The organism is Gemmatimonas aurantiaca T-27, assembly GCF_000010305.1.
Lineage (GTDB): Bacteria > Gemmatimonadota > Gemmatimonadetes > Gemmatimonadales > Gemmatimonadaceae > Gemmatimonas > Gemmatimonas aurantiaca.
In genome coordinates this window covers 4,154,285-4,166,579 of record NC_012489.1, presented here as the reverse complement: position 1 = coordinate 4,166,579, position 12,295 = coordinate 4,154,285, and the positions used below count along the sequence as shown (strand labels likewise).

Sequence of the window (12,295 nt, the reverse complement as noted above, 5' to 3'; positions counted from 1 at the left end):
ATCATTTTTCAAGTGATGGAGCACGAAGTTGCTCGTTGTGTCTGTGGTCGTGGCGGTTTGTTTCTGTGTGCTCTGTGTTCCCCCCGCTGTACGCAGTTCCGAATTCAGGTATGCCCATTGGCTTGAGTCGTGACGTGCAGGTCACGGCGCCGTGACGAAGATTGGGGATTGTGATGCCGGCTACACACCTTCAACCGGCCTCATCTCATGTCTTTGTCTGTTCGCTTGCGCTCCCGCCTCGCGGGGGCGCTTCGCATTCTGTTGCTGGCGCTCGCACCAGCTATGCTCCCCGCGCAGTCCTCCACTGGTGAAGTGGGTGGGCGGGTCCGCAGCCAGACCGGTGCCTACCTCGAAGGCGCGATCGTGCGTGTCGAAGGCACGTCACTCGAAGCCGCCACGGGACGCGAAGGGCAGTTTGTCTTTCGTGGCGTTCCGGTTGGTACGCACACCCTGGTGGTGCGTTACATCGGCTACGGCGCATCGCGTACGCCCGTGACGGTGGCCGCCGGTGCGCGGGCCGACGTGGAAATTGCGCTCACGCCCAATCTCGAAACCGTCACCACCATTGGTCAGGTGGCCGGGCAGGCGACCGCCATCAACATTCAGCGCTCCGCCGACAACCTCAAAACGGTGGTGTCGCGCGAAGCCCTCGGTCTCGTGCAGGAAGGCAATATCGGCGACGCGCTGCTGCGTCTGCCCGGCATCATCGTGGAGACACGCGCCGGCGTGAATCGTACCGCCACCATTCGTGGTCTCGCACCCCAGTACAACTCGGTGACGGTGGACGGACTGCCCATCACGAACGTCGATGGCAACCGCGATGTGGCACTCGATCAGTTCCCCTACGCCACGCTCTCGCGCGTGGAAGTCACGAAGGCGCTCACGCCAGACTTGCCGGGTGATGGCATCGGCGGTTCGCTCAATCTCGTGACCCGCACGGCATTTGATTCACCCGACCGCACGTTCGCGTTCAATCTCGGTGGCACCAACAACCAGCGTGGCAACACGATCAATCAGCAGCTCGAGCTGGTGATTGGCGACCGGCTCGGCGCAAAAAAGAACTTCGGCTACCTGTTCACGGGTTCGTACTTTCACGACTACCGTGGCTATGATGGTTCGGACAACGCCTACAGCACCGTGGGAACCAATCCGTTCGTGCTGGCCAGCAACAATGTGTACGATCGTGGCGAAGAGAAGCGCCGTATCGGCCTGGGCTTCAATGTCGGCTATCGACCGAACACCAGTACCACGCTGTATGCCAAGGCCGTCTGGAGCGACGACTATCGTTGGCTCGACCAGAAGGGCACGACATGGCGTCCCACCACTTCGCAGGTCGACAACATCACGTTCTATCGTGAGCCGCACAACGTCTTCCAGATGTACATCGCCGGTGGCACCACGCAGTGGGGGGCCTGGAACACCGACCTGCGCGCTTCGCACTCCCGCGCCGACAAGACCTATCCGGCCACCATGCAGATCACCACGCGCATCGCCAATGTGGCGATGACCCCCGACATGGCCGAGCCGCGCTTTCCGCGCTTCACGGTCACGAACGGCGTGGACCTCGGCAACAAGACGCTGCAGCGGCTGGTGAATGTGGACCAGACGCAGGCACCACGTGATGAAAACGAAACGACCATCGACCTGAGCACCCGCCGCACGTTCTCCCTCGATGGATTGCCGTTCTCGCTCAAGTTCGGTGCCCGCAACTCGACCAAGCAGTCGGCCCAGTCGCAGCCGATCTATGCGCGTTACACGCTGAATGCCGCCAATTCGGCCAGCATCACGCCGACGCTGATTCGCGACGTGGCCACACCGGACTTCATGCCGGCGTCGAATGGACGCTCGCGCCTGCTGCCGTACTTCCCAGACTACGACCGCTGGTTGCAGTCGGTGCAGAACGGTGCCGGCACTTTCCTGGTGAACGAGCCGTTTTCCACACAGGGCCGCGCGAACAGCGACTTCGGTATCGATGAATCGATCACGGCCGCCTTTGCCATGGGTACGCTCGATATCGGCAACGTACGCCTGATCGGTGGTGCGCGCTTCGAACACACCAACAACAGCGGTCGTGCCAATCTGGTTCGTACCACCACGGTCAACGGTGTGACCAGCGTGACGGGCATCGTGGAGCAGAAGTCGAGCGCGTCGTACAGCAACGTGCTGCCCAGCCTGCATGTGCGATATCAGCCGGTGGTGCCGCTCGTGATGCGCGCCTCATTCACCACGGGCATGTCACGTCCTGCGCCTGGCGACCTTATTCCGAGCGCGCAGGTGAATGCCCAGCTCAACCCACCCACTATCGTTGTGGGCAATCCTGACCTCAAGCCGGCCACGGCGCGCAACTGGGATGCCAGCGCCGAGTACGCGCTGGGTGAGCTCGGAGCATTCTCGGTGTCGGTGTTCCGCAAGGACATCGAGTCGTTCGTCTTCAGCCAGCGCACGCGTCTCACCACGGGCGACTTTGCCGGATACGACGAACAGCGTCGTGTGAACTCGGAAGGGGGCAGCTCGCAGGGCGTGGAGCTGTCGTGGGTACAGCGCTTCAACATGTTGCCGGGATTGCTCAGTGGACTGGGCATCGAGAGCAACTACAGCTTCATCAGCAGCGACGCTCGCTATCCGGGCCGCACGGAATCGTTGCCGCTGACCGGCCCGGCCCGTGATGTGCTCAACCTCATCGGGTTCTACAACCTTCGTGGCTTTGAGCTGCGGGCGTCGTACGTGCAGCGTTCCGCGCGTCTGTCCGCCGTCGGTGCGGCGCTCGCGCAGGATCGCTACTTCGCGCCCGATAAGCTGGTGGATCTGACGTTCAGCTACGGCACACAGCGGCTCGGTTCGATCTTCCTGAACGTGCGAAACGTGACCAACACACCCACGGTGGAGTATGTGGGTGACCGCAGCCATCCGGTGTCCACCACGTACTACGGCCGCCAGCTCAACTTCGGCGTCCGTCATGGCATGTAAGGACTTGGTGAGAACGTGTGTGCGTGCTGTCCAGCGGCGTCCGGGGATTTCCCCGGACGCCGTCTGCGTGTGGATACTGCGCGCCGCTGTGCTGAGCCTCGTCGTGATCATGGGGGTGCCTTGGCAGACCGCGACCGCGCAGCGCAGCGAGTCTGCGGCGGCGATCCACTTCGTGTTGGTGTCCGATCTACACTACGGCTTGGCGCGTGCGCGCTTTCGGGGTGACTCCGCTGTCTCCGCAGCCAAGGTGAATGCCGCGCTGGCGGCGGCCGTGCGGGCCCTGCCGGGTACCCGCCTGCCCGATGACACGGGTGTGCATGCGGGACAACCCATCGGCGAACTCGGATTTGTGGCTGTCACAGGGGATATCGCCAACCGCGCCGAACCCGGTGTGCAATCGGCGGCCGCATCATGGCAGGAGTTCCTCGATACATTTGTCGCGCCGCTGAATGCCGGACGTGCGGCGCCATTGCCCATGATCGTGGCGACCGGCAATCACGATGCCTCGAATGCGATCGGCTATGTGCCCGCGCTCACGCCGCGCACCGACACGGCGGCGATGGCGGGTCTGCTGCGGTTGATCGATCCCGTGCAGTATGCGCAGCGACCACCATTCGACTACACACGCGACCGCATCCACTATGTGCGCCGCCTCGATGGGGTGGCGCTGATGGTGCTGCACATCTGGCCCGACTCCGCCGAGCGAGCGTGGATGGAGCAGGAGCTGTCGAGCATCCCCGATTCGGTGCCGGTGCTGTTGTTCGCACACGATCCGCCGATGGTGGATATCAGTCATTTCACCGCACCGGGTGGTGGACCGCCGGGTACTGGAGGCTTCCAGGCGTTGCTCACCGAGCAGTGGCAGGGCGCGCCGTTGCCAGGAGCCCGTTTCGAAGGATCGCCCACATTGGAAGGCTTTCGTGAGCTGGTGCGCCGTCATCGCAATGTGCGGGCTTATTTCCACGGACATCAGAACTGGACCGAGTTCCACGCGCTGCGTGAGGCCGACGGCACTGCATTGCTTCCTGCCTTCCGTGTGGACTCTCCGCTCAAAGGCCGCGACTCGGCCACCGACGACACCAAGCTTTCGTTTCTGGTCGTCACCCTCGATGCCGCTCGTCAGCGGCTGACGGTGCGTGAGTACCGATGGGACCATGTCTCTGCCGCATCGCGGTGGGGGCCGCAGGCGACGATCCTGCTTCGATAGTTGGGTTGGGTACAGCGGGGGGAACACAGATTGCACAGAAACCGAGCGGAAGGCACAGATACCACCAAAAAATCATTCAATCAGCTAAGTGTTTGATTGACATGTCTTTGCATCTGTGGCGGTAGTTTTTTGTTTTTGTGTCCTCTGTGTTCCCCCCGCTGTGCGCTGTTGCGGACCAGTGTTATTGACACGTCTGTCCAAAACAGCCAGATTGCAGGATATGGCACGGCCCAAGGAGTTCGAGCGCGACGATGCCCTGCGGGCGGGGGTGGAGGTTTTCTGGCGGAAGGGGTTTGCCCCGACCACCACGGAGGACCTCACGCGTGCGATGGGTATCGGTCGCCAGAGCTTCTACGACACCTTCGGCGACAAGCGGCAGTGTTTTCTCGACGCGCTGCGCGCGTATAGCCGACATGAAATCGGTGAGCAGGTGGCACTGCTGTGTCGCACCTCGCCGCCATTGGCGGCACTGCGTCTGCTGCTGCAGTCGGCCATCACCTGCACGCCCGAACGAAAGGGCGCCGGTTGCCTGGCGATGAATGCCGCCGTGGAGTTTGGCGCGACGGATGAAGAGGTCGGCGCGATTCTCCAGGCCGACGCCGCCATTCTGCAGGACGCTGTGATTCGACGACTCGCCGACGCCAAGACCGACGGCTCGCTGCCGGATACGCTGGACGTCGAACAGGCTGCCCGCATGGTCCTCTGTACACGCATGGGACTCGTACTCGGCGCCAAGACGGGCCAACCGGCGGCGCAGTTGCAGCAAACCATCGACTTCACACTCGAACAACTCACGCGACGCTGAGGTCGTGATACACGCCATTTCGGCGAATTTTTGTGCTCAGTTTTGGACTGAAATGTCCAGAATAACTACCACCACCAAGCGCCCACACACCGCACCGGACACACCACCATGACCACGTCAGTCACTACCACACCGCTCGCACTCACGCCCATCACGGTGGGAGCCACCGCGTTGCAGAACCGCATCGTGATGGCGCCCATGACCAGGAACCGCGCGATCGGCAACGTGCCCAATGCGATGATGGTGGAGTACTACCGCCAGCGTGCGAGCGCCGGGTTGATCATCACTGAAGGCACGGCGCCGTCCGCCGATGGCACGGGCTACGCCCGCATCCCGGGGCTGCACACCAGCGAACAGCGCGATGGCTGGAAGCAGGTGACCGATGCCGTGCACGCGGAAGGCGGGCGGATCTTCCTGCAGATCATGCACACCGGTCGAATCTTCAACACGCTCAACACGCCCGGTGGCATCGCGGGTGTGGCACCGTCCGCCATTGCGGCAGCAGGTGATATCTGGACCGATCAGCAGCAACTGCAGCCGCATGACACTCCCGAGGCGCTCGATGCCGACGGGCTCGCGCGGGTGCAGCAGGCATTCGTGGACAGTGCGAAGCTTGCCATCGACGCCGGCTTCGATGGCATCGAACTCCATGCCGCGAATGGCTATCTGCTGCAGCAGTTCCTCAATCCCCACTCGAACCAGCGCACCGACGCCTACGGTGGTTCGGTGGAAGGGCGTGCCCGGTTTGTTCTGGAGACAGCACGGGCGGTCGCACGGGTCATCGGCGCCGATCGCACGGCCATTCGTCTGTCGCCGTGGAATCAGTACAACGACCAGCCGGACTACGACGAGATCGATGCCACATATGTCTTGCTCGCCCGGGAGCTACAGGCGCTGGGTATCGCGTACCTGCACCTGATCGATCCGGCCGGCTACGGTGCCCATGGCGTGGCCACGCGCGCGGCGGTTCGTGAGCACTTCCGCGGCACCATCATTCTCAATGGCGGCATCCGCACCCTCTACACGATGCAGGATCTGCTGGCCAGCGGCACCGCGGATCTTGTCGCTGTAGGGGCGCCATTCATCTCGAACCCCGACCTCGTCGATCGCCTGCGACAGGGCTTGCCGTTGTCTCAGGGAAATCCGGCCACCTTCTTTGCGCCGGGGGCGAGTGGTTTTGCGGAAGGTTACACCGACTATCCGGCCGCAGAAATTATTTCGTGATAATTCGATGGTGATCCCATGGTGTACCGATGAAAGTGCATCAAGTGGACAGCAGGCGTTGCGCATATCCACGCACGTCCGCTGGCCAATTCACCATGAGCGCCTCCATCCGTAGCTGATCATCGGCGAAGAGGGCCCGGGACACCTCTTCAAATCCGGGCAGGTCTCCGCCGATGGCATGCAGAAATCGGTACGTCGCGTCACGCGCCGCCCGTGCACGGTCCGCCGTCGCACTGGCGCGGCGCGCGTCGTCGACCAAGCGGCGCAGCGTCACCGACGCACCGCCACGCTGCGTGGCCAACCATTCCCAGTGTGATGGCAGCAGGGTGACCTCGCGGGCCGTCACGCCCAGTCGAGGCCGACCGGGACCGCGTGCCTTCGTGCTCGACGCCTCCTCGGTCGATGTCGCCGGCGCCTCGGGTGCCGCATAACGCACCGCAATCTCCCCGTCGCTGCCGCGCCAGTCGAGATCCACCACTTGGCCGGTGTGGTCGTCGAAGGCCAGCACAGGCCCGTTTCGACGCTCGCGAATCGCGGCCGCCAGTGCCTGTGCCACCACCACGTGCGAGCCACGCGCCAGCACCTGGTAACCTTCGAACAGCGTCAGCGATGGCCGCGGCGCGGGGGGTGCAGAGGTTTGTGGTAGGGACACGGTTTGCAGTTGAAGGGCGGGTGGACACCGCGTTTTATCCGGGTAATAATATACCCATGAATTCTGAGCTCAAGGCCTGCCTGCCTCCCGAATGGACCAGCGCCGCCGAATCGGACGACGCGGATGTCGTGGATTTCGCGCCGATCGCGGTCGGCCAATCGGGTGCCTCCGTACACCGGGTGACCACCCGTCACGGCGCGTTTGTCCTCAAGCGCACCTCCGTGCAGGAGCCATTGGCCACATGGACATTGGCCGTCGCCGTGCAGCGCGCGGCGGCCGAGGTGGGGGCCGCGCCGCAGGTTGTGCATCACGACGCCGAACGACGGGCGGTGCTCAGCGAGCTGATCGCCGGCGACATTCCGTTTGCCGCTCGCTACGGAAACCCGGCCACGCGCGCTGCGGCACTCGCGCAGTTCGCGGGCACGATTCGGCGGGTGCACGACCTGCCACTCGAAGGGCCGTTGCATGCCATGCCACGGGCCGATCCACAGGCCGTACTGAGGACGGTGCATCACGCCGCTCACGACATCGGTGCGCTGCCTGCGTGGGTGCATGCGCACGTGCACGCACTGCTCGAAGAGGCGCCACCGCTCACCGATCGGGCGCCGGTGTTGAGTCACAACGACGTCAATCCCACCAACATCGCCTGCGCGGGCGATCGCCTGGTGCTGCTCGATTGGCAGAGTGCGGCGATCAATGATCCGTACTACGATCTCGCCACGGCGGCCGTCTTTCTGCGCATGGATGCGGACGCCAGTGCCGCACTGCTGTGGGCGTACGATCAGGCGACTGATAGGCAAGACATCGAATCCGTCGATCGCTCGACGATCGCCATGTTGCCACCGCGTTTTGTGTGGTCACAGCGCATCGCCGCAGCACTGTCCGGCACGTTGTTTCTGCAAATGGCGCATCATCGTGGCCATCGCGGTGACACCACCAGTCGTGAAGACGACGCGTTGTTGCTCGAGCAGGTATATGCGCAGATGCGCGCGGGCACCGTGCACCTGCACACCGGTGAAGGGCAATGGACACTGGGTCTGGCATTGCTGCGCGCGAGCCGCAACGCGCGGCATGCACAAGACGTCCGGAACACGTAGACATGAAACCCTGCTGATCGGGGGCCCGTTGGGGCACTGGGTCGCTGAGGCACACCTCGCGTATGATGTGTGCATCGCAGTGACCGCGAGCTTCGTGCGTGAGTTCATGATCGGGCGTGCTTCCAACCCTTTTGTGGTTGATGCCGTCCAACCAGCACTCACCATCCCGCCCTTCGCCTCCGTCTGCAGCCCTCCATGCGGCTTGTCGCATTCCTTCTGCCGTTCGTCGCGTCCACGTCCGTCCTGGCCCAGTCACCGGCCAGCGCACAGGTCGCGTCGACGACGGTTCTCCGTGCCAGCGCCCCGCGCGCCGGAGATCCCGCACCCCTGGCAAGCCCCGAGCGTGCCGTTCGTGCCCCCCGTATCGACGGCAGTGCCGACGACGATATCTGGAAGACTGCCCGTGCCATCACGGAATTCCGCCAGTTCGAACCCACGGAGGACGGCGATCCGTCGTTCCGCACCGAAGCGCGGGTCGCCTACGACTCACGCAACCTGTATGTGCTCGTGCGCAACTACGATCCGCATCCCGACAGCATCTTGTCGGTGCTGCAGCGCCGCGACGGCATGGCGCTCTCCGACGACATCATCCTCGGCGTGGATTCGTACAACGACAAGCGCACCGGCTACATGTTCCGCCTCACGCCGGCCGGCACCATGTCCGATGGTTACGTCTTCAACGATGGCAATGAAGACTGGGGATGGAACGCGGTGTGGGAGGGCGCAGCGCAGATCGATTCGCTGGGCTGGACGGCCGAGTATCGCATTCCGCTGAGTCAGTTGCGGTATGTGCCCAGTGGTGACAACACCTTTGGTCTGCTGCTGATGCGTCGCATCGCGCGCCGCGGTGAACGCATATCGTGGCCGCTGTTTCGTCGTTCACGCACCGGCATGGTGAGTCAGTGGCAGCCGATGGCGGGCTTCGCGGAGTTGTCGGCGCCACGTCGTATGGAACTGCAGCCTTACACGGTGGGGCGCTATGGTGCGAGCCCGCGTGGTGATGGTACGCCGCGCAACGCGGCCGCCTCACAGATCGGGGCCGACGTCAAGCTCGGTCTCACGTCCAACATCACGCTCGATGCGGCGGTGAACCCCGACTTCGGTCAGGTGGAAGCCGATCCGGGTGTGCTCAACCTCAGCGCATTCGAACAGTTCTTCGCCGAGCGTCGTCCGTTCTTTCTCGAAGGCAGTGGCATCTTCCGCTACGACATCGATTGCAACGACGGGCAGTGTACCGGCCTGTTTTACTCGCGTCGCATCGGTCGCTCGCCGCAGATGCGCAGCACCTATGGTGACGCCGCATCTCCCCTGCAGTCGCGTATTCTGGGCGCGGCCAAGGTCACCGGCCGATTGGGCAACGGCCTCTCCATTGGTCTGATCGATGCCGTGACGCAGGAAGAGATGGGCACCCAGCAGCGCACCATCGAACCGCGCACCAACTATGGCGTGCTGCGTCTGCAGCAGGATCTGCGCGGAGGAAACAGCGGTATCGGTCTCATGGTGACCAATACGGCGCGCCAGACCGACCAGTGGACGCGCAATTTCCTGCGTGGCAATGCTTGGACCGGCGGCCTCGATGCACGGCATCGGTTTGCCGGCGATCGTTGGCAGGTGAGCAGTCAGTTGGCGGGTTCGCATGTGGCCGGTACGGCGCAGGCCATCGCGCTCACGCAGCGTTCCAATGGTCATCTGTATCAGCGTCCCGATGCGGAGCACATCGATTTCGACAGCACGCGCACCAGTCTCACGGGATGGATGATGCAGGGCTCCCTCGAGAAGCAGGGAGGTGGCATCACCCGCCTGAGCACGTCCGCGTGGTACATGGCCCCGGGCTTCGAGATCAACGATGTGGGCTTCCGTACCCGCAGTGATGAAGCCGGCGCGTCCATGTGGATGGGGCTGCGCCCCGTGACCCCGGTGGGCATGTTCCGTCGCGCGAACCTCAACTTCAATGCCTGGGGCTTCAGCAACACCGACGGCATGATGCTGGGCAACGGCGGCAATGTGAACGGCTGGGGTGAGTTCAAGAACTTCTGGAGCGCCAACGGCGGCATCGGGTTCAACAACCTCATCACCGCGTACTCCGATCGGGACGCGCGTGGTGGCCCGGCGTTGTTCAAGCCGAAGACGCTGAATAGCTGGTTCAACATCAACGGCGACAGCCGTCGGAACTTTGCCCCCAACATCGGTGGCAATGTGGGTCGACGGCTCGACGGGCTCGGCAGCAACTGGAACGTGCACGGTGGGGCGAATGTGCGCGTGGGTTCGCAGTTCAACGGCAGCATCAACCTGAATTACACGCGCAACATCGACGACCAGCAGTGGAACGGCAATTACGTGGATGGTGGGGTCACGTCGTTCACGTTTGCGCGCCTGTATCAGTCCACCAGTTCGGTGACGATGCGCATGAACTACACCATCACGCCCACGCTGAGCTTCGAGAGCTATCTGCAGCCGTTCGTCAGCAATGGCGAATACACCGACTGGCGTGCACTGGCCAACGGTCGCTCGTCGGAACGTGATGAACGCTTTCGCCCGTACACCACGCGCGGCGCGCCGGCCGGCTTCCGGGTGGGCCAGATGCGCACCAATAATGTCGTGCGCTGGGAGTATCGCCCGGGTTCGGTGCTGTTCTTCGTGTGGACGCAGGGACGCGATGCCAGCGATACCAATCTCGATCGCCGCGGCGTGACGGATGCGTACGGCAACATCTTCGCGCGCCGCCCCGATAACGTCTTCCTGATCAAGGCCAGCTACTGGCTCGGTCGCTAGTGCAGAGACGGTGAGAATGCGTGGCCCCTGCCGAATACCGGTGGGGGCCACGTTGGCATTCAGACCCTGGTTGGCGCAGCGCGCACTTGTGCATCGGCCCGGAAGCGGCAACTTCGAGTGACGCCTTCCGGAGATTTCGATGCTCGCGGTCCTGCGCGGTGCACCCTACGCACGCGCCCTGCTGTTTCTGCTGATGGCTCGCCCAGTGGTGGCGCAGACTGATGCGCGCGCCTGCGATGAAGCCCGCCGCGCCGAACGCACACAACACGCTGACAACCTCGCGGCAATCAACAAGCGTGTCGTGGATGTGAACAATCAGTACAACAAGGACCACCGCGCCTGCTCGGTGGGGCGACCATCGTCATCGCAGGCACAGTCCTGCCGACGGGCGGCGATGGACAAGCGGGAAACGGCCATCCAGCCCGTCCACGATGCGCGCAGTGACGAGATGGCGCGTCACACCAAGGCCAACATCGATATCGTTCGTGGGGCGTGCACATCGCGCCCCGTATCGCGTCCTCCAGCAGAAACGGATCGCGGCACGCCCACGCCACCGGCCGAAACCGAACCACCCATTCTGGCCACCGATGAAAGTGCGCGGGTGTTCAAGCTGGGCGCCGAGATGAATGTCATCGCCGATGAACTCCACACCACCACAGCCGGCAATCCGGGCGCGGAGTTTGTGGGAGGTCTCGCCGACTGGGCCGGAGAGACACTGCAGTTTCTGTCGCAGCGCCCCGGCGTGCCACTGCAGCAGATGGCACAGTCACTGGCCGACTATCTCACCAACGACAACACCGACAATCATCGGCAGTTGCGCGCGGCGGCCGAGCAGGCGCTCAAGGAGTTCAAGGCCAATCCGTCACGGTTCATCGGCAAGAACCTGCCCAATGTGCTGCCCGCCGGTGGTCTCAATCGCGCCGGTGCGCTGCGGCAGATCAATGCGGTGGAGAAAGCGGCAGAACGTGTGCGTCGTGTGGCCACCGCGCGCCGTCAGGTGAAGGGCTCCATCGAGCGCACGTTGCGGCAGAATCGGAGCTATGGCAGCGGCACGCCGCCGCAGCCGTGTTTTGCCACCAATGCCTGTTTCCCGGGCGCGATGGCCGAAGCCGATCTGTTCAAGGCCGCCGGTGGTGTGGCCGATGACATGCCCGGTGGTGTGCGCGGTGTGTATCCCGACACACGACCCGGCGGATTTGGCGACGATATGGCGCACACCCCCGAGCAGATCTTTGCCCGGCTCGAGCCGCGCGGCAACGGGTTTGCCCCGCGCCGCACGGGGAGCTACACGCCCGAACAACTCGATGAGATCTGGCGTGGACAGCCCGTGCAGATGGGATCGATGAATGACATCAACCGATTGCTCGAGCGCGAGGGAATCGGATCCCAGGGGCTGGTGTTCGTGGAATACCGACCTGGGACGGTGCCGGGCATGACCGACGTGCGGGGACACGTGTTCAATGCCCAGAACCGTAACGGCACCATCCGCTATGTGGATCACACCGAGCCGGGACGTGTGGTGGCGGTGAATCCGGCGCAACTCAATCGGGTGTTTTTCTTCCCGATGTGAG

8 protein-coding genes are annotated in these 12,295 nt (G+C 63.5%); 7 read left to right on the top strand and 1 reads right to left on the bottom strand.

Annotated features, from left to right (window positions below; translation table 11 throughout):
- Positions 1–207: 207 nt before the first annotated feature.
- The 4 genes from GAU_RS18095 (at position 208) to GAU_RS18080 (ending at position 6,203) form a co-directional block, all read left to right on the top strand.
- Entirely contained in the window at positions 208–2,967 is a 2,760-nt protein-coding gene (locus tag GAU_RS18095; protein WP_083765757.1) for a TonB-dependent receptor, read from the top strand.
- Positions 2,968–3,034: 67 nt separating this feature from the next.
- Positions 3,035–4,174, top strand: a complete 1,140-nt coding sequence (locus tag GAU_RS18090; RefSeq protein ID WP_041265684.1) for a metallophosphoesterase family protein — start codon at positions 3,035–3,037, stop codon at positions 4,172–4,174.
- Positions 4,175–4,394: 220 nt separating this feature from the next.
- Entirely contained in the window at positions 4,395–4,979 is a 585-nt protein-coding gene (locus GAU_RS18085) for a TetR/AcrR family transcriptional regulator (RefSeq protein WP_015895353.1), read from the top strand.
- A 108-nt stretch (positions 4,980–5,087) separates the two neighbouring features.
- The gene (locus GAU_RS18080; RefSeq protein ID WP_015895352.1) at positions 5,088–6,203 is read left to right on the top strand and encodes an alkene reductase; all 1,116 of its coding nucleotides are present in this window, start codon (positions 5,088–5,090) and stop codon (positions 6,201–6,203) included.
- 40 nt (positions 6,204–6,243) lie between these two features.
- Here GAU_RS18080 and GAU_RS18075 read toward each other — a convergent pair whose 3' ends face one another.
- The gene (locus tag GAU_RS18075) at positions 6,244–6,855 is read right to left on the bottom strand and encodes a DUF2239 family protein (protein ID WP_015895351.1); all 612 of its coding nucleotides are present in this window, start codon (positions 6,853–6,855) and stop codon (positions 6,244–6,246) included.
- Positions 6,856–6,911: 56 nt separating this feature from the next.
- Here GAU_RS18075 and GAU_RS18070 point away from each other — a divergent pair, with 56 nt between their 5' ends.
- The 3 genes from GAU_RS18070 (at position 6,912) to GAU_RS18060 (ending at position 12,294) form a co-directional block, all read left to right on the top strand.
- Positions 6,912–7,952, top strand: a complete 1,041-nt coding sequence (locus GAU_RS18070; protein ID WP_015895350.1) for a phosphotransferase — start codon at positions 6,912–6,914, stop codon at positions 7,950–7,952.
- A gap of 195 nt (positions 7,953–8,147) precedes the next feature.
- Positions 8,148–10,724 (top strand): DUF5916 domain-containing protein, encoded by a 2,577-nt coding sequence (locus GAU_RS18065; protein WP_015895349.1) that lies wholly within the window; start codon positions 8,148–8,150, stop codon positions 10,722–10,724.
- Positions 10,725–10,863: 139 nt separating this feature from the next.
- Positions 10,864–12,294 (top strand): toxin glutamine deamidase domain-containing protein, encoded by a 1,431-nt coding sequence (locus GAU_RS18060; protein ID WP_015895348.1) that lies wholly within the window; start codon positions 10,864–10,866, stop codon positions 12,292–12,294.
- The last annotated feature ends 1 nt before the right edge of the window (position 12,295 follow it).